The sequence below is a fragment of the Methylobacter sp. genome (assembly GCF_023227905.1).
Lineage (GTDB): Bacteria > Pseudomonadota > Gammaproteobacteria > Methylococcales > Methylomonadaceae > Methylobacter_A.
Window position 1 is genome coordinate 105,036 of the sequence record NZ_JALOCF010000003.1, and the last position, 24,208, is coordinate 129,243.

Here is a 24,208-nt window from a genome sequence, read left to right on the forward strand (position 1 = left end):
TCCATGAATAAGATATGGTTGGGGATATTTTTTACGGCACTGCTTTGGTCGGGCATTGATCCCAAAGACTACCCGACCTGGATGCTTGAAGTAGCGCCAGCGGTGATCGCTTTGATCGTGCTGGCTAAGACGCGCGAAAAATTCCGCTTAACGGATTTGGCTTATAACTTGATCCTGGTCCATAGCCTTATCTTAATGGTAGGCGCGCATTACACTTACGCCGAAGTGCCGCTGTTCGACTGGTTAAAGGACGTATTTAACCTTGAGCGCAATAATTACGATAAAGTCGGCCATTTAGCCCAAGGCTTTATCCCCGCCATCATCGCCCGGGAAGTCCTGATCAGGAACCATGTGCTGCTTAACCTCAAATGGCTCAATTTTTTCATCGTCTGTATCTGTCTTGCCATCAGCGCCGTTTATGAGCTGATTGAATGGTGTGTTGCGCTGTTAAGCTCGGAAGCCGCCGAAGCCTTTTTAGGCACCCAAGGCTACATCTGGGACACACAGTCGGACATGGCTTTTGCTCTTTTGGGCGCAGTGCTGGCCTTGGCCCTGTTAAGCAACCGTCATGACCGGCACATCGCCAGATTGATGGCAGAATAGATCGTCTTAGCACCAAGACAAATCGCCGTTCGCCTTAAGGCATAGGTACGTTGCATTCTCGTTTCATTGTTCGCGGAAGCGAACGCAGATTTGTTATTTTTCATTTTTAAATCGTTGTAAAATAACGGCCATTACAAACCATTACCACACACAGACATTATGAAATCAACATTAACCGTTTGTGCTGTCCAACAGCCCTGCGATGAAGACAGAGAAACCAACCTTGATTTTTCCATAGCAAAAATTTACGAAGCCGCAGCCGTAAATGCCGACTTGGTCGTATTGCCCGAACTGCATCTGGGGCCGTATTTTTGCCAAAATGAAGATTACAATAACTATGCTCTCGCCCAGCCTATTCCCGGCCCCACCACTGGAATTCTGTCGGGTGTAGCTAGAGAACTCGGCATCGTTATTGTATCGACCATTTTCGAAAAACGGGCGCCGGGGCTTTATCACAATACCGCCGTTGTTTTTGACAAGGATGGCAGTATCGCCGGTAAGTACCGAAAAATGCATATCCCCGACGATCCGGGCTTTTATGAAAAATATTATTTCACACCCGGCGATTTGGGTTTTAAGCCCATCGAAACCTCTATCGGCAAACTGGGCGTCTTGGTTTGTTGGGACCAATGGTATCCCGAAGGCGCCAGGTTGATGGCTTTGGCCGGTGCCGACATGTTGATTTACCCGACCGCAATAGGCTGGGACCCGGAAGATACGCCAGCCGAGCAACAACGCCAGCTGGATGCCTGGATTACCATTCAGCGCGCCCATGCTGTCGCCAACGGCATTCCGGTCATTGCCTGCAACCGCATCGGCTTTGAGCAAGCGCCGAATTCGACTACAGGTACTGGAATTAACTTCTGGGGCAATAGCTTTATAGCCGGGCCGCAAGGGGAAATCCTGAGCAGCGCCAATGATTCGGAAACAAAGGTCCTCAGCTGCACAATTGATAGGGCTAGGTCTGAACGGGTCAGGCAAGTCTGGCCATTTTTGCGCGACCGCCGGATTGATGAGTATGCCGATTTAACCAAGCGTTTTATCGATTGATATAAACCAGGGAATCTATCGTTGAGACACTAATGAATCAGTCAGACAACTCGGATGTTTTTCATCAAATACACATTGATGTCGCGCGTAATGCAACGGACGATTTCAATTTGTTTCACGATAGAAACCGGTGGGGGCGTATCAACCGCAACCCGTTCAACGGCCCGATTGCGCTCGGCTTTCAAGTAGAATCGTTGCTCGAACACAAGGTTTTTCTTCATCGTAAATCACATAATGAAAACAAGTTGATAGAAGATAACAACCTGCGTTTTAGCAACTACCAGTTTTCTTTTGTTAACGCGGTCAAGCCCGGACAAACGATATCGGTCGACATAAAAAAGTCGCAATTTACAGAAGAGCCCGAGACGACTCTCAGCAACAGGATTACGGTTAAATCGGGCGGTGCCTTGGCCTTGCTGGGTTACAAGAAAGAGTCCAAGTTTGCTTTATTTCTGACCAATCCGGATATTCCGCAATTTGGCGCCCTCAACCAGCACCCTGATCGGTCTTTTATATCCGGCAGCAGTTTTTTTTTGAAACGAAAATACATCACCATCAGTAATGCAAAAAATTTTTTGTGCGGATCATTGGTAGATCAGGATGCTTTTTTCGACCCCTTCAAAAATAAAGCGGTGTTCCCTGAAATATTTCCGTGCAGCCTGATATCCAGCGCATTGCTGGAAAAAGCGGTTATAGAAAAGCATGATTTCGAGCGCAATCCGTTGGTGTATATGTCCCATAAAATCAGCATTGATCGCAGTTACCTTGCTCAGCTAAAATCCGGTGACGCGCTGTATATAATAATCAGGCAGATACCCGCAGAATCGAAAAAAGAAGGCATCGGCCACGCCATAGACTCACCCTATCACTATGAGTGTTACGGCCTGATGGAAGATAAAACCATTCTTTACCGAGCCTTGATCTCTCTCGCGCCTCTGGAACAAATACTGAACTCAGTTAAGAAATAAGCCATGCACGAATTAAAATATTTAATCGGCTATTCTGAAAACGTAACCAGCCAGGTGCGCTTGCTGATCAGCAAAGATAAACTGGGCGAGACGCTGCTGAAAAAATACCCGGCTCCCCATACGATCAGGACGGATAAGGCGCTTTATGCTTATACCGTTGATATGAAGAATGCTTTGCTCAAACAATCCCAACCGCTTAGCAAGGTGATTTACGATGACAAGATTAAAGATCTCCATCATGCCTTAGGCTTACATACCTTTATCTCCAGAGTTCAAGGCAGCAAACACAAGGCAAAAAACGAAATCCGGGTAGCTTCGCTATTCAAAAATGTGCCGCTGGAATTTTTAAGGATGATCGTCGTGCACGAACTGGCGCATTTGAAGGAGAAAGATCATAACAAGGCGTTTTACAAGCTGTGCGAATACATGGAGCCGTCTTATCACCAGCTCGAGCTGGATATGAGACTGTATCTGACGCATATGGATTTATTCGGCAAGCTCTACTGATGAACTGGCAAACCATTGTTCAACAGATTGAATCGGCAACCCGGCAGCCTTTCAGGTTGGCCAAGGCCCAGCCGCTGTCTGGCGGCGATATTAATGCGGCTTACCGGTTACAGGCTGAAAATGTAAGTTTTTTCGTCAAGCTGAACACGCCTGACCGGCTTACAATGTTCGAGGCCGAAGCCGCAGGCTTGCAAGCCTTGATACAAACTCAGGCCATCCGCGTACCAAAGTTTATTGCTTGCGGCCAAACACCTGACCATGCTTTTTTGGTACTTGAATATATCGACTTACATCGACTGAATAGCCGTTCAGAACAGCTGCTGGGCCAACAACTGGCACAACTGCATCTGCAAAAACAGGCTTATTTCGGTTGGCACAGCGATAACACCATCGGCAGTACTGTACAAGTCAACGGCCACTATCACGACTGGATAAAATTCTGGCAACAGCAGCGCCTGGGACACCAATTAACGCTGGCTGCTGCAAAAGGCTATAGCGGTCGCTTGCAAACGCTGGGCGACAAGCTCTGCTCGAATTTAAATCCGTTTTTTTCCGGATATCAGCCGCAGCCGGCTTTGCTGCATGGCGATTTATGGGGCGGTAATGTTGCAGCAGATGAACAGGGCAATCCGGTCATTTACGATCCGGCTTGCTACTTTGGCGACCGGGAAACGGATCTGGCGATGACCGAACTATTCGGAGGCTTCAGCCCAGCGTTTTATCAAGCCTATCAAGACGCTTATCCGCTAGCGCCGGGCTATGCGCGCAGGAAAACGCTGTACAACTTATACCATATACTCAACCATCTGAACCTGTTCGGGCAAAGCTATCTGCATCAGGCAGAAAATATGCTCGATAAGTTATTAGCTGATATATAAAGTGCCGCATAATTAGGTCCTGCCGGTAAATCAGCCCCTACCTGACAAGCCGCACAAAGGCATTCCCTTTCAACAAACACATACCCACGAGGAAACGCTCATGGCCGACATAAAGTCCCCAACCGTTTTAAACCCAGGCGTATTGATCCCAGTCAATCCCGCTATTGAAAGTTACATGCATGGTTTGCTGCATAACACAGACCATCCGGTGTTGGCAGAAATGGAAGCGCTCGCGCAGAAAAACAACTTTCCGATCATTGGCCGCCTGGTGGGAGTATTCATTGAAGCGCAGGCCAAAATGATCAATGCCGAACGAGTGTTTGAGTTTGGCAGCGGCTACGGATATTCAGCCTATTGGTTTGCCAGAGCGGTTGGCCCCAACGGCCGGGTGATCTGCACCGATGCCGACTTTCTTAATCAGGAGAAAGCCGAGCAATACCTTGGCGCTGCCGGCTTGTGGGATCGGATCGATTTTCGGGCAGGCATGGCTCAAGATGTTTTTGCCCAAACTGAGGGGCTATTCGACATCTGCTATAACGACGTCGACAAAGGCGATTACCCTGCAATTTGGCTTATGGCCAAAGACAGGATTCGTCCCGGCGGCCTTTATATTGCCGATAATGTGCTTTGGCGCGGCCGGGTTGCGGTAGAAAACCCCAGCGATATTTTCCCCGGCTGGACTGAGGCAATTATTGAACACAATGAACTTATTTTTAATGATCCTGAGTTTGACACCTTCATCAATCCGACTCGTGATGGCGTGATCGTTGCCAGAAGAAAGACAGCCTAAAAAAAGATACTTCTTCTTCATAAATAGCATTATGCTATTGCTTTAAATCAATGAGTCATGAGGACTTACTATGCCCTATACCAAAGAGATAGTCGAAGAACTGAACATTCTTGTTCGCTACAATTTGTCCACCACTCAGGAAGGAATCAAGGTTCATAAAACAGCGTCACCGGAAACTATAGCAGCTACGCATCGGCTATTCAAAAAAGGTCTGGTAACACAGGAAGATGGCGGCTATTTGACAAATCTTGGTATTGAAACCGCAAAACAAGCACAAACAGTTCTGGATATACTCACGCCGGCTTAAAAAATCCCGTTACGGTTATAAAAAAACCGTAAGCAATAAAAAAGGCTTAACGAGGTAATCGTTAAGCCTTTTTGTTGTGCGATTATAACTTATGCGGCAAGTTCAACCGCCGCTTTCAATTTTTTCATCGCGTTTTGTTCCAATTGCCTGATCCTTTCGGCAGAGACATTGTAACGTTCGGCAAGTTCATGCAATGTCGCTTTTTTGTCCATCAACCAGCGGCTTGACAGGATATCCAAACTGCGTTCATCCAACTCCGCCATCGCATCGGCCAACAAATCCTGCTCATGGCCTTCCCAATCTGAGTTCTCAAGCAATACAGCAGGGTCGACACCGTGTTGATAAAGATAGCTGGCTGGGGCGACATAACTTTCTTCGCTTGCTTCATCGACCGGCATATCAAATGACATGTCCCGGCTGCCCAGGCGCTTTTCCATTTCGTAAACAGCACTGACATCGACATCAAGGTCTTTGGCAATCGCTACCGCCTCGTCATTGGATAACCAGCCTAAATCGTGTTTGGATTTACGCAAGTTAAAAAACAGTTTGCGCTGCGCCTTAGTGGTGGCAATTTTTACAATGCCCCAATTCTTAATCACATACTCGTGAATCTCGGCTTTAATCCAGTGCACGGCAAAAGAAACCAAACGTACACCTATGTCGGGATCAAAACGTTTAACGGCTTTCATCAAGCCGATATTGCCTTCCTGAATAATATCCGGCATAGACAAGCCATATCCGCTGTACCCTCTGGCAACGTGAACCACAAAGCGTAAATTGGTCATAACCAGCTCACGCGCGGCTTCCAAATCGCCGTTGTCTCTAAATCTTAAGGCTAACTCTCGTTCCTGCTCTACTGTCAATTTAGGCATTTGCCTAACAACATTCAGATAAGAATCAAATGTTCCGACCGATAAATTAATAGGTAAAGCTAATGCGTTACTCATTGAGACTCCTATGTAAAAAACATTTTTTTGAATTCTAGCACTCTGAACGAAAGAGTGCTAATAATTTTCTACTCGGGTTTTAATTGTCTCAGTTGGAAATGAAGCACAATCCATGAACCCACTATGCCCAGCACAGATGAGATGAATAATAATGCTAAGGTTTCAGTAAAGCCAAGGAACAGCACATGGAATGTATCGTCATAAAGCCCGGAAAGCTTTTCGATGGGGTATTTTAAAATCAGCATGATGATTGTAACGATAAACCATGCTGTCACGCCGGAAAAAAAGCCAATCCAAAAGCCACTATACAAAAACGGCCTGTGAATAAAACCGTTGGTCGCACCCACCAGTTTTGCGATCACGACTTCATCGCGACGGGTATGCAATTCCAGGCGTATGGTATTGGCCGTAATAAACAGTACTCCGGCCCCCAGTAACAAACTCAATAAGATAACGCCACACCGCGCCACTTCCATAATAGACTGTAAGCGCTTAACCCACTGCATATCCATCTGGGCAAAATCAACCTCTGCCGAACGCTTAAAATCATCAAGCATAACCTCAAGCGCCTGCTCATTTTCCAATGAGTTCTTGGGCAACACCTGAATGACAATCGGTAGCGGGTTTTTTTCCAAGGTCTTTACCGCTTCGCCGAATCCGCTGTGTTCCTTAAACTCCGCCAGCGCCTGCTCCTTGGTGATCAATTTAACTTCCTGAATGTCGGGATTTTGCCTAATAGTGTCTGCGAACTTGTTGGCCCTTGCTTCTGAAATTTCGTCTTTCAAAAACAAAGAGATTTGATTGCTGGCTTCCAAATTGCCCGCTAGCTGCTGAAGGTTAGCTACCAGAATATAAAAGCCGCTGGACAGTGCGATCGCAATCGCCAAAACAACGATTGTCATTGCCGAAGAGAATCGGGACGCGATTAATCGGCCAAGACTTGAAAACAAGGCATGCGCGTGAAGATTCCGATAAGCATGAAATTTATCGACCAGATTACCACCGGAAATTTTAGTTTGCCAGCGCGGCTCCTGTTTAACTGATTTAACCGGCTTTTTCTTGACGTATTTCATAATTTAACTCGCAACCAATTGGCCATGATCCAGCTTTAGGATCCGATGATTCATTTGGTTAATCAACGAAATATCATGGGATGCAATCAATATGGTGACGCCAACTTGCTGGAACTGTTCAAATAAATGCATGATTTCAGCAGACAGCTCCGGATCAAGATTTCCGGTCGGCTCGTCAGCCAAAATCATCGGCGGCTTATTCACTACCGCCCGTGCAATTCCGACCCGTTGCTGCTCGCCGCCGGATAAGACAACCGGATATTTCCTTTCCTTGCCTAATAAGCCGACTTTATCCAATGAGGCTCTGACCCTGCGCGAAACTTCATGGTGTCCATAACCCGCTATCACTAACGGCAACGCTACATTATCGAAAACTGTCCTGTCCTGCAGCAGTTTGTAATCCTGAAAGATCAACCCCACTTTCCTGCGTATAAAAGGAACCTGTCTATCCTTGGCCAGGCTCAGGTCTTGTCCATCCAATAAAACCTGTCCACGGCTGCAACGCTCGATCAGTGCAATCAATTTCAATAATGTGCTTTTTCCAGCCCCTGAATGCCCTGTCAGAAAAGCCATTTCACCGCGTTGCAAATGAAAACTGACATTACGCAGTACGTCGCCGGCTCCGATATACCTCATACTGACATTATCAAACTTTAACATAAGCTTCTTTAGTCTTTAACAAACAATGCATTAACAAAAGCATCCGCATCGAAGTCTTGCAGATCATTAATACCTTCGCCTATTCCTATAAAACGAATAGGAATTCCAAACTGTTTAGCCAACGCAAAAATAACACCGCCTTTTGCCGTGCCGTCAAGTTTAGTCAGTGCCAAACCTGTCAATTCCACCGTTTCATTAAACAGCTTTGCTTGCGATAAGGCATTTTGTCCGGTACCGGCATCCAATACCAGCAGCACTTCATGAGGCGCCGTTTCATCCAGCCTGCTGATAATCCGTTTTACTTTTTTCAATTCGTCCATCAGGTTGGATTTTGTCTGCAGACGCCCGGCCGTATCGGCAATCAGAACATCTATGTGTTTTGCCTGAGCAGATTGTACTGCGTCATAAATAACGGATGCCGAATCAGCCCCGGTATGCTGTGCGACGACATGAATATTGTTACGTTCACCCCAGGTTTGTAATTGCTCGACAGCTGCGGCTCTGAACGTATCCCCGGCAGCTAACATCACGCTATGGCCTTGTGCCTGCAAGCGGTTGGCCAATTTACCGATGGTTGTGGTTTTACCCGCGCCATTAACGCCAACAACCAGAATCACAAACGGTTTATCCTGTTTTGGAATGTGTAGATTCTTGCTGCATGGTCTGAGCATGCTCAGCAGTTCCTGCTTCAAGGCGGCTGTTAACGCTTCGCCGTCATTAAGCTGGTGGCGTTCGACACTTTCAGTCAGACGCTTGATTATCTCGGTGGTCGCTTCAACGCCTATATCAGCCATTAACAAACTGGCTTCAATTTCCTCCAGCAAATCCCTGTCAATTTCTTGCCGCCCGATGGGGATATGTGCCAAAACGCCGCTAAGCCCGGAACGGGTCCGCTTTAACTGTGTTTTAAGACGTAAATATAACGACTCGGGTTCCGTTACTTGATAAGCTTCTTCCGCTGGAAGGGCAACTACGCCTTTCCGTGGCGGCTCAACTTCTACAGGACGCTTTAGCTCTTCGACATAACCGTATCGACTGTAATAGCTGATAGCAATCACCGGCAACATCAACAGTGCGGCAAATGCATTATGAGCTACTGCTACCCACAAAGGCCCGCCAAGCTTGATACCGACGATGCCCATCCCGATCTCTACCAATAGCAACGCGCTCAACCATAGGCCGGCTCTTTTTACCGGTTTTGAATGATGCGCCGATGTTGCAGTCAACATCAATAGGGTGAGCACGACAAAAGAAACCAGCGCTCCAGCCCTGTGCAACCAGTTTGCAGCAACCTGCGCATCGAATGCGATGACGCCGGTATAACCCGTTTTTAACCCGTTAAAAAAGTCCAAAGCCGTTCGATAATCGGCTTGGGGCCACCATGAGCCATTGCATTGAGGAAAGCCAGAGCAGGCTAGGGCTGCATTGTTAGCGCTAACCCAGCCGCCCAAAACTATCTCTAAAAATAAAACTCCCATTGCAAAACGGGAAAATACAACCAAACCATTGCTGCGCGCAGCTAATGCCGAAAGTCCTGGTTTAACTCGTAGATACAGCCAAAACAACAACCAGAGAGTCACCATTCCCAGCAGCAAATGCCCGGTTACAACAATAGGCATCGCATGCAGTTCCACGATCCACATGTCTAAAAGCGCCTGCAAGGCTACCAAAAACACCAGCCCCAATGCAGCCGTAACAACTGCCAGGCGATTTTGTTGTTGACGCCATGAAAACAACGCCAACAGCAAGACCATCACGCCCAGAGTAGCCGTCAGATAACGGTGGCTCATCTCCTTCAAAGCTTTTTCAATATCAGGCGTTTGTCCGGGAAACGCCTCCGCCGCCCGCGCCATAAAATCAGCTTGTTCGCTTACAATCGCCTGCCCATAGCAGCCGGGCCAATCAGGACAGCCCAGCCCTGCTCCGGACAACCGGACATATGCCTCTACTACGATAACTATTAAAGCTAAGACAACGCTAAAGAGAGTTATTTTTCTAAACATTTTATTTTCCACTATCCGATTTGTGAGATTCGTAAAAGATGCATAAGATCGCTTTTTACATCGTAAGGATCGAAACCCGGCTCATACTGCATCATTAAATTACCCAACGGATCCATTAACAGCAGCATCCCATCAGGTATATTACCTTGCCTGAGTAAAGAAAGTTTCTTTATCAGTGCGTCATTGGGCTTAACTTTTAACAAGGTCTGGTCGTCTTGCCACCATTTGCTTGCAGTTTCCGGCGCAACATCTTTTAAGACCATCACGGCTCGACGCGTACGAGTCAGCTCCTTATTTAACATTAGCCGAATTTGCTTGGTTTTATGAATAGCCTCAACACAAGACTCATTACAATCGTCATTGGGGATGACGTTTACCAGTAGCCAGTGTCCGGTAAGCTCCGTCATGTTATCAGCTGAAAACTGGTCGAAACCGGCTAGATCGCTACGCTCGGTTGTCAATGGCGGGGTTATTAACTGGCCATTATTGGTTTGTCCATTCAAGAGCCGTGGGTTTTCTTTTAATCCCCAAGCGATCAAAAATGGAATAATAGACATCGCAAAAATAGCCAGAATTAATAGATGATTTTTACTCTTTTGATTATGCATTGTTCTTTTTAAAGCTGTACCAAATAAATAGTATCGTTAGTGTTAATGCCAATGCAAACCACTGAATTGCATAGGCTGTGTGCTGTTCGGGCTGCATAATGGTCGCTGTATGCCATTCCCGCTTAAATCCATCAGGCAGCTCTTTAGCAAGCTCAACCTGGAATTGAAATAATGGGTAGCCTAGTTTTTTAGCTAATACATTGCTATCAACCACCTGAACTATCGATGGCCAACCCTCGGTTGGAATTTCTGATCCCTCTAATTTTATACCAACGCTTGGAAAATTATTAATCCGTCCGGTAATAACGGCTTCCGCCTTATTAATCTGCAAATCAGGTAGAATCGACCTGTCCTGATTTAACGGAATCCAGCCCCTGTTTACCAGAACAGCCTTGTTTTCTCCGGTCAATATAAAGGGTGTCAAGACAAAATAACCCGCTTTCCCGTCGCTGATTTGGTTATCTACTAAGAACTGATGCGCTACATCATAGCGCCCTGCAACTTCGACATTTCTGTACCTCAGCGCTTCAGTATTGTTTTCAACAGCTGCCGTCAAATGCAGAGTCTCAGTTGCGGCCGCATGCTCCTGTGCTTTAAGAAATGCCCGTTTCTGTTCTGAGCGATCTAATTGCCATATGCCCAGCGAAATCAACACCGGTAAAACGCATAAATAAACTAAGGTGGGGATGAGTTTAAACTTCATTGACAAGTATCCTGGAAATTATGCTTTTTTCTTTGTCCTATTGGCACAGGCAGTTAAATAGCCGAGAATACAAAAACCTTATTCATCAATGAACATAACTATACTCATGATTATAAAAAGCATCGTTATTATCGCCTTTATTCTGATAATTATCAGCCTGGGCTCAGCATTATTCCATCTGATTAAAAACAAGCCTCAGGAACAATCCGAAAAAACAGTCAAGGCACTGACTTTTCGGATTACCCTTTCAATCATACTATTTATTTTCATTTTTATAGCCCTTGCAACCGGCATGTTCACACCTCACGGCCTGGGTACTCGAGTGCATCAAGCGCCAGTGGCTCCTGCCAAATAAAAGCGGCTCAACCATTGTGACAAAAAAAAAGCGCTGTCTGTTAGGCAGCGCTTTTTGTGGTATGGCAGTTCAAATTAAATTACATAAACAAATATAAATAAGCCTAACCATACTACGTCAACAAAGTGCCAATACCAAGCTGCTGCTTCGAAAGCAAAATGATTTTCCGGTTTGAAGTGCCCTTTCCAGCTACGAAACAGCACAACGCTCAGGATAATAGCACCTACACAAACGTGAAAACCATGAAAGCCAGTCAACATGAAAAAGGTCGAACCATAAATGCCTGAACCAAGTGTTAAACCCATTTCAGTATAAGCTTCATGATATTCAAATGCCTGAAATGACACAAACAACAGCCCCAAGCCTACAGTAGCCGCCAACCCTTTAATTAACTGTTCGCGGTTTTTTGCAAGCAAGCCATGATGAGCCCAAGTACAAGTCACGCCGCTGGTCAACAATATCAAGGTGTTCAGAAAAGGCAATCCCCATGCTCCCATCGGCTCATATTCGCCGCCGACTTTACCTGGGCCATTGGTTGGCCAGACTGCTTCAAAAGAAGGCCACAATAACTCTTTAGTTGCGGCTCCAGTGCCTTCGCCGCCCAACCATGGCACCGATAGATTACGCGTGTACCAAAGTGTTCCGAAGAACACCGCGAAAAACATGATTTCCGAAAAGATGAACCACATCATACCCATACGATAGGAAATACCTACCTGGGTACTGTACATGCCTGATTCACTTTCCCCGGCCTGTAATGTGAACCATCCGGCAAGCATAACAATAAATATAGCTAGCCCCAATAACATCCAAGCCGAACCGGCTGCCGAACCATTTAAATAATTTGCAAATCCAGCCAGCATCATCACCAAACCAGCAGTTCCAACGACTGGCCAAGTTGCTTTATGCGGAATGTAATACTCGTTAGTTGTAGACATGACCTTCCTCTCTCATTTCACTGATGTTTCAGTATTATCAAAAAATGTATATGCGAGTGTAATTGTTTTATATTCCTTGGGAATTTCAGGGTTAACAACAAAGCGCACCGGCATGGTCCTGCCTTCCCGCGCTTTAAAAGTTTGTTCTGAAAAACAGAAACACTCTGTTTTCTTAAAAAATTCAGCTACTAATCCGGGTGAAATGCTTGGAATTGCCCGGGCAACCATTACCTTATCGGTCTTATTTTCCGCATAAAAATTCACCGTATAATATTCGCCAGGGTGGACTTTTATTTTTTTTACTTCTGAACGAAACACCATCGGCGTTGTCTCATTCAGCGCAGTCATAAATTCTACGGTGATTTCCCTGCTCTTATCAACTTCGTAGCCAACTTCCTTTATTGCAGACGATTCAACTTTTCCATTGAGCCCTGTTATGTCACATAAAACATCGTAAAGCGGAACCAGAGCATAGCCAAAACCAAACATTCCCAATACAACAAACACCAATATTCGAACTAACTTGGTGTTTTTCTGAGTAACGCTTTCTTTCATTGAGAAACTGCTCTTATCACTGCAAAAACATAAATAGCGATAGCAACTGCAACCAGAATCACTGCCGTCAAAATATTCTTTTGTTTGGTATTCATCATTTCACCTGATACGTTATCCATGCAGGCTGCTTTTTGAAAGCAACCTGCGTGCAACACCTTAGATATGTTCAGTAGGTATAACTGTAGGTGGAGTAGTAAAAGAGTGATATGGAGGTGGGGAAGGCAAAGTCCACTCCAAGCTATGCTTGGCAGCATCTTCCCACACTTCACCAGTTACTTTTTCGCCAGTTCCGCCTCTGATTGTATCGATAACGATGTACAGGAACAGCAATTGGCTGGCGCCGAATATAAAGCCGCCAATACTTGAAATCATGTTCCAATCCGCAAATTGCACGGCATAGTCTGGAATTCTGCGCGGCATCCCGGCAAGCCCCAAGAAATGCTGAGGGAAGAACAGGATATTGACTGAGATAACAGACAACCAGAAGTGTAACCGGCCAATTCTTTCATCATACATATGGCCAGTCCATTTAGGCAGCCAGAAGTAACCCGCAGCCATCAAGATAAAAACAGAAGCCGGAACCAGTGTGTAATGAAAATGCGCCACGATGAAATAAGTGTCGTGGTACTGAAAATCAACAGGTGCAACAGACATCATCAAACCGGTGAAACCGCCCATCGTAAATAAAACGACGAAAGCAATGCTAAAGAGCATAGGTGTTTCAAAAGTCATCGAGCCTTTCCACATAGTCGCAGTCCAGTTAAAAACTTTAACCCCGGTAGGGATTGCAATTAACATGGTTGCGTACATGAAATACAGTTCGCCCGCTATAGGCATGCCCACTGTAAACATGTGGTGAGCCCAAACGATAAATGACAAGAACGCAATTGCAGCAGTAGCATGAACCATTGAGCTATAGCCGAACAAAGGCTTGCGAGCAAATACTGGAATGATGGTAGAAGCCACGCCAAAAGTAGGCAAAATCATTACATAAACTTCGGGATGCCCAAAAAACCAGAAAATGTGCTGATAAAGAACCGGATCACCGCCACCAGCCGCATCAAAGAAGCTGGTATTGAAGAATTTGTCTGTCAGTAACATAGTCACCGCACCCGCAAAAACAGGCATGATTGCGATTAACAAGAACGCTGTAATCAACCAAGTCCAGACAAACATCGGCATTTTCATTAAAGTCATGCCGGGAGCACGCATATTGAAAATAGTAGCAATGATATTAATCGCACCCATGATTGACGAAATACCCAGCAAATGCACTGAGAAAATCGCAAAAGGCAGTGCCTTACCGGTTTGCAATACTAATGGCGGGTACAAAGTCCAGCCACTAGCAGGCGCGCCACCTTCCATGAACAAGGTGCTAGCCAGCAATAAAACACCGGCAACCAATAACCAGAAACTCATGTTATTCATACGCGGCAATGCCATATCCGGTGCGCCAATCATCATTGGAATCATCCAGTTGGCTAGGCCGACGAATGCCGGCATAACCGCACCAAACACCATAACCAGAGCATGCATAGTGGTCATTGAGTTAAAGAACTGGGGATTAACAAATTGCATACCCGGCTCAAATAACTCGGCACGAATAATCATCGCCATTGTGCCGCCAACAAAAAACATCGCCAGAGCAAACAGCAAATACAACGTGCCGATATCTTTATGATTGGTGGTGATAACCCATCTTAAGAGCCCCTTAGCAGGACCATGATCGTGATGATCATCATGTTCAGCGACTACAGCAGACATATTTTATACCTCTTGAATACATAAAAAAGATTAGATCGATAAGAATGCAATGACTTATTCATTTTTATCTGCCACCGGTGTTCCTGATTGCAGAGCCTGAATAGCGGAAGGCTGAATAGAATCTCCTACCGAATTACCCAGACCATTACGGGTATATGTAACGACTGCAGCAAAATCAACTGCACTTAACATTTTACCAAAGGCCGGCATCATGCCTTTTCCTTCCGAGACTAGCTTAACTTGGGCATTAATATCGCCAGTTACCACTGGACTTCCCTTTATCGCTGGGAAAGTACCTGGCAACCCCGCACCGTCCGGCATATGGCAGGATGCGCAACTAGTCTCATAAACCGATTTACCTTTTGCAGCCAGTTCTTCTTTAGTCCACTCTTTGCCAACCGAGCCTGCTTCAGCAGCCACAGCCGCTTTTTGCTGCTCTACCCAGGCATTATATTCAGGTTCGTTCATTGCAATCACAACGATCGGCATAAATCCGTGGTCTTTACCACAAAGCTCGGTACATTGCCCACGATAAGTACCCGGTTCTTCAACATAAGTCCACGCTTCGTTGATGAAACCCGGATTAGTATCCTTTTTCCAACCAAGATCCGGCACCCACCATGAATGGATCACGTCCGCCGAAGTAAATACAAAACGAATTTTCTTTTTAGTTGGAATAACTAACGGTTTATCAACATTCAACAAGTAGTTAGGAACTGATCGAGGATCTAAACCAGAACCAACTTGGCGTACTTTATTGCTGGCTTCATCCAGGCTGCTGAAAAAGTGAATCCCATTATCAAGATAGTCATATTCCCATTTCCATTGATGCCCGGTTACCTTAATGGACATCTCGGATTCTTGCACATCGTCCAGCTCTATCATGGCTTTCGTAGCTGGAATAGCCATGCCAATCAAAATCAAGGTCGGAATAATAGTCCAAATAATTTCGACCATTGTATTTTCATGAAACTGCTCCGCTTTATGTCCTCTTGATTTACGATGATGGTAAATCGAGTAAAACATAGTCCCGAACACAGCGATGCCTATGAATATACAAATCCATAGAACCAGCATGTGCAGGTCATAAATGTCATTACTGACCTTTGTGACCCCTTCCATTAAATTGAGCGTGTATGCCGCCTGCGCTGTCCCTAGGCCCAAAGCCATTAAGATCAGACCTGCGAACAGTTGCTTTGTTTTCTTCACGGAGCAGCCTCCTCGTTAGTAGTTATAAACTCTTGTATGCGTCATATTGTTTCGTAACTTCAGGACGTGCCAAGATCGGCGCTATTCCATTCCCATGTTACGTAATAATTATCACAAATAATCTTTCAGATTTTAACCGATGAAGGCAATCTACACCAGCTGTCCTTTACTTGATATTCTTTGACGAAATAAAAAGGCTTGTGAATCAATGCGACTCACAAGCCTTTAGGTTTTAATTTTTAAACAGGCTTAGCTGTTCAACGCATCCGCATAAGCCATATCAAAGTTAGGAATGTGGCTGTCTAACCAGCCCTTAACCAACTGACCAACGCTTTCATCAACTTCCGCCTCACCGGCATGAAATTTTGCTTGCAAACTGCCGCAAATGCCTATCAAAGCTTCATGCTCCTCCTTATGCCGCTCATAACCGGCATAACCTTTTGCCAACATTTCCCGTTCTTCATGCGCAAAATGGTCAACGACATACGAAATCAAATCGTCTAATTGCACACCTATTGCTGAACGCTCTGCCCTGCCCGTCGCCAAATCATACAGCTTGTTAAGCTTATCAAACAGAATCTTATGCTCACCATCTGCAAAGCCAACATTTGTGCCGTACTGACCAGCTGTCCAAGTAATTAAAGCCATAACGTCTCTCCTGATATTTTTGATATAAGTTATTTACCACACAAACATTATGGATTATATATGCATTCAAATCCATATTTTTGTTTTCCTTATAAATCAATATCTTGACTCTATTTTTTTATTTATTTCAAAAAAACAGCGATATATCAGAACATTCTTTACGTTAGTGCAATTTTGCCAAAAAAGAAGGATCAATTCGACATCCGCCAATTTCCGGACGATCCAACAGATCCTGCTCGAAATCCCGGTAGGTGGAGAGCTGAAACGCAATGCGCGTAATCTTGCCGCCAGAGAATTCAAATTCCATCGCACCGCCTTTAGCACGCGGACTGCCTTCTTTAGTAATGAACAATAAAATTCCCGCATTACCTGTAGATTTTCCGAAACTATCAGGAACAGGCCGCGCACAACTTAGCTCGTTTATTAACAACCCTGAAAAAACTTGTGCCAATTGACGGGCACTGACAACAATTCCTTCTCCAGGAATAGCCGCAGGCACGCTTCCAGCAACCGGACCAACCGGCGCATCCGCAGGAACCGGCGCGGCGGGAGCAGGAGGAATCAACAATAATTCCAAGCCAAAATCACCTAAATGATTTTGCAGCAATACACTACCGTCGCCGTTTTTGGCCGTGCTTATCAGAGGAAACAACTGGTGCTCCATTTCCGCCTTGTTCGGATTATTCAACACTGCAACCAATTGCCTCTCAATCGACTTAAGCGGTGTAAACAACTGCTCTTTTTTGTGGCTGGCCTCGCCCATCTGGTCCCAGTCGGACTGCGTATTAACCGGCAAGCCCATCGATTTCATAACCACGTAATCATCGGCCGCAAGGCAATTGCCAAAATTTTTACTGCGATAACTTTCTATGACCTTAGGCCGCATTTCTTCACTCAGCGTCCTTTGCCGAGTAATATTGTAGTTATGCCAATCTCCATTTTTAGCCAGGAAATAGTAAATCACCGCATTACGATCAAATTTATTAAAGCCTAAATCTTTCATTACCAGCTTCAATTTCCGGCAATTGCCTTCCACCTCCTGGTAATTATTCCAGTCAGGCTTTAAATTCGGTTTTGCCGGGTGTTTCGATTGCTCAATCAGTTGCTGAAGATTTATTTCCCCTGCCGCTGATTTTATTGGCGAGTAACCTATTTCTTCGAACGACATATCGCGTGCATCGGGGACGCCGTCAGCCGTTGTTTTTAATAACAAAGAAGGCACAATTTCCGGATAAATCTTCAGTTCCCCCAACTGCTTGGTGTCTGAACCAAGCAGATTGAATCCGCCTTCCGCCACATCAAAAACCTTAAATGTCGTCTGATTAAGCATCCCAGTCTTACCTGAATAAGTCGTGGCTGCCGGCAGCGAATGCGACTCCGAACTATGCTTGGCCGACTGCTGAGGCGCCGATGCTGGCGCGGCTTGCTGACTACTCTTGACCCATTGTCCGGCAGCCTGTCCAATAATGGCAACTCCCATACCAACACCGGTTAATGCCAGCAAATTACTGGCAGCGCTCACATCGCCAACCAGACTCGACACATCCACATCGCTATTCGCATTAGTGTAAAAGTTATAATCGACCATAGTTTCCTTGCCCGAATCCAGGCGTATCCATGGAGTCAGGTAAAGCTTTTTGGTATCGAAGGTAAAGTTGCATTTGCCTGTCGTCGCCTGATATAAAAAGCCAGTAGCCTCACGGCTGAACTTAAGAGCTTCGTTACGCACGTTATAAATAAGAGCCGCCGATAAATCACCCTTTTCATAGGATGGCGTCATATTTGCGCAGCCGTTTTTTAAAACATTGTCCCCTTTAAAATCAAACTCCGAAATTAACCGCACATAATAATCATCGCCATCAATAGATTGAAAACCTTGTAAGGGTTGAAACTGGTTCGCCTGCGTTGATGGATGGTCAACCACAATTTGGCGGGTTGTTGAGCATCCGGACAACAACGTACCGGCAATTAAAAGTAGTTTTACTGATGAGATATAGCGAATTGACATGCATTAACCTTGTGCCGTAATAAATTAAACGGCTAATTTAATTGCGAAAAAAGAAAAATAATAGGACTTTCTCGAAGACTTTGTCATGTTTTATTTTACCAAGCTATCTGTGACGGCATTCGGCAACGGCTCAGTTCGCCGCCTAATTCGCCTGCTTTTGAAGCACTATTTTCCGTGTTCATACACCCTTGGCAATAGGCCGTTATATTTTGACTTTTTCAGAGAGAAATTTGAAATCGGGAGCTTTTCTGTAAGGTAACACGCCCAGCAAAGGCACACCCAAAGCATTTGTTAGGGTCAGTATATTCTCGTCTCTGCTTAACAATTCCGGGTCGGTACAGGCCGCAATCCATCCCGCGCAGGTTATGCCCGACTGCATTATCGCCTGATAAGTCAATTTAGCATGATTGATGCAACCCAGCCTGATCGCGACAACCATTATGACCGGCAGGCCTAGGGCCGTTGCCAAATCGCTATTATCTTCACGTTCGTTTAATGGGCTATACCAGCCTCCCGCGCCTTCAACAACTACAATGTCAGCCAGAGTCTTCAATTGCTCAAATTTGGCAACCAGCAGATCCAATTTGGCCGGATTGTTTACACCGGCAATATGGGGCGAGACCGGCAATTCGTAGGCATACGGATTAATCACGTCGTAATCAACCGGCAATGAAGCGTTTTCCTGTATCAATAGCGCATCTTCATTTCTCAGCTGCCCGTCCTGCATTAAGCAACCGGCGGCAACGGGCTTCATGCCTACAACTGATTTCCCCTGACTTTTAAGGTAACGCATCAGCGCAACCGTCGCCCAGGTTTTGCCGACGTTGGTGTCGGTACCTGTTATAAAGTATCCCTTTTCCATTAGCTTGCTGAAACCATGATAACCTCAAAGGTCGCGGGAATCCGGTCACCGGAGCGATGTTTCTGATAAGCCGCAATCATGCGCTGCATCTGCGTTTTGGTCGTAATGCTTTTGTTGCGCCCGGCAATCACGTTATGTGCGCCGATCTGTTTTAGCTCCTTCATCAAATCCAAAACCGAGCCATAGCTTGATATATATAGCTTGGTTTCAATTTTTATCTCGGTATATCCCGCCAGCTGAAGAAAACGGATCAACTGCTGCTCGCTGTAAAATTCATTAACATGGTTATAACCGTCAACTTCCGCCCATGCGCTTTTTAATTCCTGTAGCGTTTGCGGCCCGAATGTCGAAAAAACCAATCGCCCGCCCGGTTTCAATACCCGTTTAATGTCGGTAAAAACGGCTTCAAGATTAGTGCACCATTGCAACGCGAGATTGGAAAATACGCTATCAGCTATTTGCCCGTTAAGAGGCAACTGTTCGGCATCGGCGCACACATAGAAGACATGTGGCGTACCGGCCAGTTTTGTTCGCGTTACCTGCAACATCGGCAACGCGATATCCAGAGCGACAATGGGGCGCCCAGACTTCAACAGCCCGGAGGTCAAAAAGCCGGTGCCGCAACCCAATTCCAACAGCGTTCCAGTCAGGCTTCCCGCGGCAATAATATCCAGCAGTTCTTTACCGACAGTGCGCTGCAATGCGGCAACGCCGTCATAAGTCACCGAGGCCGCCGCAAATGACTGCCTGATTTTGGCTTTATCTAAATACATTGTTCATCCATAAATCGGGAAATAATCGTCGCCGTTTCAAGGCTGTGCGACAAAAACGGCACATGCCCTGCCCTGTCGATAATGTTCAATTCCAAGCTTGGCAATAGCAGCTGCATTTTTTGGCCTACGGCTACCGGAATCAAGGTATCCAGACCGCCTAAAATAACCGAAACGGGAATATTCAATCCGGACAAAGTCGCTCTCATATCCATCTGCTTCAGTATCTCCAAGCCGCCCTGCAAGATTTTTGCGTCAGGCGCATCGCATTCAAACACCGCAGTTTTAAGCGCTTTCAAAAAAACTTTATGGTCGGACAGGCCTTTTACCTGCAAGGATAAAAAGCGCAGCAAGGTCGCCTGACAGTTTTCATGCAAATGTTCGGCAAACTCATCCAGCAAATGAATATCCATGCCGGGCCATTGCGCTGTTTGCGTAAACAAGGGATTCCCAGCCAGCAAAACCAATGAAGATACGCGCTCCGGATGACGATCCGCTATGTCGAGCACCACCGTCGCACCCAAAGACCAACCCAGCCAGCAACTCGGCTCGGAAACTGCTTTAACCAACTCATCACTAATCCGCTCCAGCGTAAACGGATCGATTTTTCCGCTACGCCCATGCCCCGGCACACCGATGCCGGTAACCCGGTAATCTTGCGCCAGCTGCCTGGCAAACTCTCGCCAGATGCCGGTATGCATTGCCCAGCCATGCACCAGCACGATGGGCTTGCCTGCGCCAAAAACTTCCAGATGAATTTTGGTCACTTGCGACCTAGGATAATTCTAGCCAATGCATCCAACAAACGGTCGACATGCTGTTCCTGATGTAGTGCTGAGAAAGTCACCCTCAGCCTTGCGCTGCCTTGAGGCACCGTCGGCGGGCGTATTGCGCTGACCAAAAAACCGGCATTCAACAAAGCATTACTGATGTCCACAGCGCTTTGACTGTCACCGATCAGGATCGGCTGGATGGCCGACGCTGACGGCATCACCTGCAATCCCAACTGCTCAGCGCCCAGCCTGAATCGCTCCGACAGTTGTTTGAGCTTGTCCCTGCGCCAGTTTTCTTCAATGGCGATTTTCAGGCTGACTCGCGTCGCCTCGGCAACCGCCGCCGGCATCGCGGTAGTATAAATATAAGTGCGGGCTTTCTGGATCAGCGTTTCAATCAACAAGTCCGGGCCGGCGACAAACGCGCCGAACGTGCCCAAACCTTTGCCCAAAGTTCCCATCAGCACCGGCACATCTTGCTGGCTAAGACCGAAATACTCCAGAATCCCGCCGCCCTGCTCGCCGATTACGCCGAGTCCGTGCGCATCGTCAACCATCAGCCAGGCATTATGATTTTTTGCGGCAACCGCCAATTCATCCATTGGTGCAAAATCGCCATCCATGCTGAATACGCCATCGGTAACAATCAGTTTGTTGCCTTGAGCTTTATCCAGATTTGCTCCTAGATCGACCACATCCGCATGGGCATAGCGCTTAAATCGTGCGCCGGACAACAAGCCGCCGTCCAGCAAGGAAGCATGATTTAAACGGTCTTCAAATACCGCATCGCCGCGCCCCAACAAAGCAGAGATCACGCCGATGTTGGCCATGTATCCCGTAGAAAACAGTAGTGCCCGGTCGCGGCCGGTAAACGCCGCCAGCTCTTCTTCCAAGGCATGATGAGCCGCGCTATGCCCGCAAACCAAATGCGCCGAACCGCTGCCGACCCCGTAGCGATCCACACCGGCTTTAAACGCGTTGACCACGCCAGAGTGGTTTGCCAACCCCAAATAATCATTGCTGCAAAAGTTGACGACATTCCTGCCGTCAATGTCCAGGTTAATGCTTTGAGGGGATGCGATGACTCGTCTTGATCTATACAAGCCCTGCCGGGCAATATCGTCGAGGCCGACTGCTAATTGTGAGAATGGAGGTGTCATAAAGTCGAGAATGTTCACCACGAAGACACGAAGGACACGAAGTTTTATATTTCGTTCTTCGTGCTCTTCGTGTCTTCGTGGTGAATAATTTTTTTATTGGCAATTGAACGGTTTAATTAATCAAGCGTAGCTTGAACCGCCGGAATACACACCCAGCCGATCAAACAACGCCAAGTCGTGGTTAGTCATCGGGTTATCGGTGGTCAATAATTTATCGCCGTAAAAAATCGAGTTGGCTCCGGCCAAAAAGCACAGCGCCTGCATTTCGTCGCTCATATTGTTGCGGCCTGCGGACAAACGCACCCGCGACTTGGGCATCATGATCCGGGCGACTGCAATGGTCCTGATGAAGATGATCGGGTCCAGCGATTCGGTGCCCATCAGCGGCGTGCCTTCAACTTGCACCAGCATATTGACCGGCACGCTTTCGGGATGCTTTGGCAGATTTGCCAGTTCAATTAACAGCTTGGCACGATCGACGTCGCTCTCGCCCATGCCGACAATACCCCCGCAACAGACGTTAATCCCGGCATCCCTGACCCGCGCCAGCGTATCCAAGCGATCCTGATAAGTCCGTGTGGTAATGACTTCGGAATAATAATCTTCCGACGTATCCAGATTATGATTGTAATAATCCAGGCCGCCTTCTTTCAGCCTGGCAGTTTGGGCTTCGGTCAGCATCCCCAGGGTTACACAAGTTTCCATACCTAACGCCTTGACGCCCTGAACCATTTCAACCACCCGCTCCACATCGCGGTCTTTAGGCTGACGCCAGGCCGCGCCCATGCAAAAACGCGATGCCCCTTGATCTTTGGCAAGCTGAGCCGCCTGTAAAACCGCATCAACCGGCATTAACGCTTCGGGCTTTAAATCGGAATCATAGCGGGCGCTTTGCGGACAATAGCCGCAGTCTTCTGAACAGGATCCGGTTTTGATGCTCAGCAGGCTGCTAATCTGAACTTCATTGGGATCGAAGTTCTCGCGATGTACGGTTTGCGCCTTAAAAATCAGGTCATTAAAAGGCAACGCATAAAGCGCTTGCACTTCGTCCAACTGCCAGTCATGGCGAATTGCAGGGTTTGCAGACATTCTGTTAAGCTCCAGTGTAGGATCAAGCAAAGGTATGATGTCTATCAATCGCAAACGATGGGCTTCCTTCACCAGCCCATCCTACAACAAAGACCATCGATGACCTTGTCAACCTGTTCAAATAAAAATGGTATACAACTGGATCAATATTATACAGGATTACCTGCTGCCGCCTACCTGCATCTTGTGCGGCAACCGGGGATTCGAGTCTCGCGACATTTGCCATTCGTGCTATAAGCACCTGCCTCGGAATATTCTGCACTGTTATCGCTGCGCTGAAATACTGGAAACGCCCGCTACCGCGCCCGCGCAGTCATGCAGGGCAATCCCTGCCCAGCACCCTTCGGGCGCTTCGCGTGCAAAACCGCTCCCGGCGGTTTTGTGCGGCCGCTGCCTGAGCAAGCACCCGGCCTTTGACGAGACTTATGCGCCATTCATTCACCAGGGAGCCATCCGGCATTTGATCAGCACCTTAAAATTTGGCGCCAATTATAAGAATGCCCGCTTACTGGGCATGTTGCTGGCTGAACATCTTAAACAAACCGCAGAATGGCCGGACTTGATCTTGCCGGTTCCATTGCATAAATCACGCTACCGCCAGCGCGGCTTCAACCAGGCCATAGAAATCGGCAGAACTGTAGCCAAAGAATTGCTAATTCCGCTGGACATCACCAGTTGTCACCGGCATCGAGATACACCGCATCAAACTCAATTATCGGCAAGAAAACGCCGCAAGAACATGAAAAATGCCTTTTCCATCGTCAAACCCATCCAGGCCCGGCATATCGCGATACTTGACGATGTGATGACCACCGGCTCAACAGCTCATGAACTTGCCTACGTATTGAAAAAAGCAGGCGCTAGCCGGGTTGATGTTTGGGTTTGCGCGAGGGCTTGATTTGCATTAATGGCAAATATTGCTTATTTCGTGAAGGTTATTAGCGTAGAGCGCGGATGTAAACAATGCGTAAGGTGGCCGG

At 46.8% G+C, this 24,208-nt stretch carries 27 protein-coding genes; 9 read left to right on the forward strand and 18 right to left on the reverse strand.

Going from position 1 to position 24,208, the window contains the following annotated elements; all coding sequences use genetic code 11:
- Positions 1 to 3: 3 nt before the first annotated feature.
- The 7 genes from M0R47_RS02005 (at position 4) to M0R47_RS02035 (ending at position 5,103) form a co-directional block, all read left to right on the forward strand.
- Positions 4 to 603 (forward strand): DUF2238 domain-containing protein, encoded by a 600-nt coding sequence (locus M0R47_RS02005; RefSeq protein WP_292549578.1) that lies wholly within the window; start codon positions 4 to 6, stop codon positions 601 to 603.
- A gap of 159 nt (positions 604 to 762) precedes the next feature.
- Positions 763 to 1,653 (forward strand): carbon-nitrogen hydrolase, encoded by an 891-nt coding sequence (locus M0R47_RS02010; RefSeq protein ID WP_292549580.1) that lies wholly within the window; start codon positions 763 to 765, stop codon positions 1,651 to 1,653.
- 32 nt (positions 1,654 to 1,685) lie between these two features.
- Positions 1,686 to 2,621 carry a hypothetical protein gene (locus M0R47_RS02015; protein ID WP_292549583.1) on the forward strand — a complete coding sequence of 312 codons (936 nt, stop codon included), beginning with the start codon at positions 1,686 to 1,688 and terminating at the stop codon, positions 2,619 to 2,621.
- Positions 2,622 to 2,624: 3 nt separating this feature from the next.
- Complete coding sequence (locus M0R47_RS02020) at positions 2,625 to 3,128, forward strand: YgjP-like metallopeptidase domain-containing protein (protein ID WP_292549586.1); 504 nt, start codon at positions 2,625 to 2,627, stop codon at positions 3,126 to 3,128.
- Positions 3,128 to 4,006: a fructosamine kinase family protein gene (locus M0R47_RS02025; RefSeq protein ID WP_292549588.1), complete on the forward strand. Its 879-nt coding sequence runs from the start codon at positions 3,128 to 3,130 to the stop codon at positions 4,004 to 4,006. The genes M0R47_RS02020 and M0R47_RS02025 overlap by 1 nt, the downstream gene beginning before the upstream one ends.
- Before the next feature lie 100 nt (positions 4,007 to 4,106).
- Positions 4,107 to 4,796 (forward strand): O-methyltransferase, encoded by a 690-nt coding sequence (locus M0R47_RS02030; protein ID WP_292549591.1) that lies wholly within the window; start codon positions 4,107 to 4,109, stop codon positions 4,794 to 4,796.
- Positions 4,797 to 4,866: 70 nt separating this feature from the next.
- A complete protein-coding gene (locus M0R47_RS02035) occupies positions 4,867 to 5,103 on the forward strand; it encodes a TIGR02647 family protein (protein WP_292549593.1) in 237 nt (78 codons plus the stop codon).
- Positions 5,104 to 5,192: 89 nt separating this feature from the next.
- Here the strand turns inward: M0R47_RS02035 and rpoH are convergent, their stop codons facing one another.
- The 6 genes from rpoH to M0R47_RS02065 form a co-directional block, all read right to left on the reverse strand.
- Positions 5,193 to 6,050, reverse strand: coding sequence for an RNA polymerase sigma factor RpoH (gene rpoH / locus M0R47_RS02040; RefSeq protein ID WP_292549597.1), 858 nt, complete (start codon positions 6,048 to 6,050; stop codon positions 5,193 to 5,195).
- A gap of 68 nt (positions 6,051 to 6,118) precedes the next feature.
- Complete coding sequence (gene ftsX / locus M0R47_RS02045) at positions 6,119 to 7,123, reverse strand: permease-like cell division protein FtsX (protein ID WP_292549600.1); 1,005 nt, start codon at positions 7,121 to 7,123, stop codon at positions 6,119 to 6,121.
- A gap of 3 nt (positions 7,124 to 7,126) precedes the next feature.
- The gene (gene ftsE / locus M0R47_RS02050; protein WP_292549602.1) at positions 7,127 to 7,783 is read right to left on the reverse strand and encodes a cell division ATP-binding protein FtsE; all 657 of its coding nucleotides are present in this window, start codon (positions 7,781 to 7,783) and stop codon (positions 7,127 to 7,129) included.
- A gap of 8 nt (positions 7,784 to 7,791) precedes the next feature.
- Positions 7,792 to 9,786 carry a signal recognition particle-docking protein FtsY gene (gene ftsY, locus M0R47_RS02055; RefSeq protein WP_292549604.1) on the reverse strand — a complete coding sequence of 665 codons (1,995 nt, stop codon included), beginning with the start codon at positions 9,784 to 9,786 and terminating at the stop codon, positions 7,792 to 7,794.
- Between the two features lie 11 nt (positions 9,787 to 9,797).
- On the reverse strand, positions 9,798 to 10,394 hold the full coding sequence (locus M0R47_RS02060) for a hypothetical protein (RefSeq protein WP_292549607.1): 597 nt from the start codon (positions 10,392 to 10,394) through the stop codon (positions 9,798 to 9,800).
- The gene (locus M0R47_RS02065) at positions 10,387 to 11,097 is read right to left on the reverse strand and encodes an SURF1 family protein (protein ID WP_292549609.1); all 711 of its coding nucleotides are present in this window, start codon (positions 11,095 to 11,097) and stop codon (positions 10,387 to 10,389) included. The genes M0R47_RS02060 and M0R47_RS02065 overlap by 8 nt, the downstream gene beginning before the upstream one ends.
- A 106-nt stretch (positions 11,098 to 11,203) precedes the next feature.
- Here M0R47_RS02065 and M0R47_RS02070 point away from each other — a divergent pair, with 106 nt between their 5' ends.
- The gene (locus M0R47_RS02070) at positions 11,204 to 11,452 is read left to right on the forward strand and encodes a twin transmembrane helix small protein (protein ID WP_292549612.1); all 249 of its coding nucleotides are present in this window, start codon (positions 11,204 to 11,206) and stop codon (positions 11,450 to 11,452) included.
- 74 nt (positions 11,453 to 11,526) lie between these two features.
- On the opposite strand, the gene M0R47_RS02075 is transcribed toward M0R47_RS02070, so the two are convergent.
- The 12 genes from M0R47_RS02075 to bioB all read right to left on the reverse strand — a co-directional run bounded on the left by M0R47_RS02075 (position 11,527) and on the right by bioB (position 23,228).
- Complete coding sequence (locus M0R47_RS02075; protein ID WP_292549615.1) at positions 11,527 to 12,390, reverse strand: cytochrome c oxidase subunit 3; 864 nt, start codon at positions 12,388 to 12,390, stop codon at positions 11,527 to 11,529.
- A 12-nt stretch (positions 12,391 to 12,402) separates the two neighbouring features.
- A complete protein-coding gene (locus tag M0R47_RS02080; RefSeq protein ID WP_292549618.1) occupies positions 12,403 to 12,945 on the reverse strand; it encodes a cytochrome c oxidase assembly protein in 543 nt (180 codons plus the stop codon).
- Positions 12,942 to 13,064 carry a hypothetical protein gene (locus M0R47_RS02085; protein ID WP_292549621.1) on the reverse strand — a complete coding sequence of 41 codons (123 nt, stop codon included), beginning with the start codon at positions 13,062 to 13,064 and terminating at the stop codon, positions 12,942 to 12,944. Before M0R47_RS02085 ends, M0R47_RS02080 begins: the two co-directional genes overlap by 4 nt.
- A 37-nt stretch (positions 13,065 to 13,101) precedes the next feature.
- Entirely contained in the window at positions 13,102 to 14,709 is a 1,608-nt protein-coding gene (ctaD, locus tag M0R47_RS02090) for a cytochrome c oxidase subunit I (protein WP_292549624.1), read from the reverse strand.
- 54 nt (positions 14,710 to 14,763) lie between these two features.
- Positions 14,764 to 15,918, reverse strand: coding sequence for a cytochrome c oxidase subunit II (gene coxB, locus M0R47_RS02095; RefSeq protein ID WP_292549626.1), 1,155 nt, complete (start codon positions 15,916 to 15,918; stop codon positions 14,764 to 14,766).
- Between the two features lie 249 nt (positions 15,919 to 16,167).
- Entirely contained in the window at positions 16,168 to 16,566 is a 399-nt protein-coding gene (locus M0R47_RS02100) for a bacteriohemerythrin (protein WP_292549629.1), read from the reverse strand.
- A 163-nt stretch (positions 16,567 to 16,729) separates the two neighbouring features.
- Complete coding sequence (locus M0R47_RS02105; protein WP_292549631.1) at positions 16,730 to 18,574, reverse strand: hypothetical protein; 1,845 nt, start codon at positions 18,572 to 18,574, stop codon at positions 16,730 to 16,732.
- A 202-nt stretch (positions 18,575 to 18,776) separates the two neighbouring features.
- Positions 18,777 to 19,436: a dethiobiotin synthase gene (gene bioD, locus M0R47_RS02110; protein WP_292549634.1), complete on the reverse strand. Its 660-nt coding sequence runs from the start codon at positions 19,434 to 19,436 to the stop codon at positions 18,777 to 18,779.
- The gene (gene bioC / locus M0R47_RS02115; protein WP_292549636.1) at positions 19,436 to 20,209 is read right to left on the reverse strand and encodes a malonyl-ACP O-methyltransferase BioC; all 774 of its coding nucleotides are present in this window, start codon (positions 20,207 to 20,209) and stop codon (positions 19,436 to 19,438) included. Before bioC ends, bioD begins: the two co-directional genes overlap by 1 nt.
- The gene (gene bioH, locus M0R47_RS02120; RefSeq protein ID WP_292549639.1) at positions 20,200 to 20,973 is read right to left on the reverse strand and encodes a pimeloyl-ACP methyl ester esterase BioH; all 774 of its coding nucleotides are present in this window, start codon (positions 20,971 to 20,973) and stop codon (positions 20,200 to 20,202) included. Before bioH ends, bioC begins: the two co-directional genes overlap by 10 nt.
- A complete protein-coding gene (gene bioF, locus M0R47_RS02125; protein WP_292549642.1) occupies positions 20,970 to 22,139 on the reverse strand; it encodes an 8-amino-7-oxononanoate synthase in 1,170 nt (389 codons plus the stop codon). Before bioF ends, bioH begins: the two co-directional genes overlap by 4 nt.
- Before the next feature lie 120 nt (positions 22,140 to 22,259).
- Positions 22,260 to 23,228, reverse strand: a complete 969-nt coding sequence (bioB, locus tag M0R47_RS02130; RefSeq protein ID WP_292549645.1) for a biotin synthase BioB — start codon at positions 23,226 to 23,228, stop codon at positions 22,260 to 22,262.
- A 121-nt stretch (positions 23,229 to 23,349) separates the two neighbouring features.
- On the opposite strand from bioB, the gene M0R47_RS02135 reads away from it, so the two are divergent.
- Positions 23,350 to 24,126, forward strand: a complete 777-nt coding sequence (locus tag M0R47_RS02135; RefSeq protein ID WP_292549727.1) for a ComF family protein — start codon at positions 23,350 to 23,352, stop codon at positions 24,124 to 24,126.
- The last annotated feature ends 82 nt before the right edge of the window (positions 24,127 to 24,208 follow it).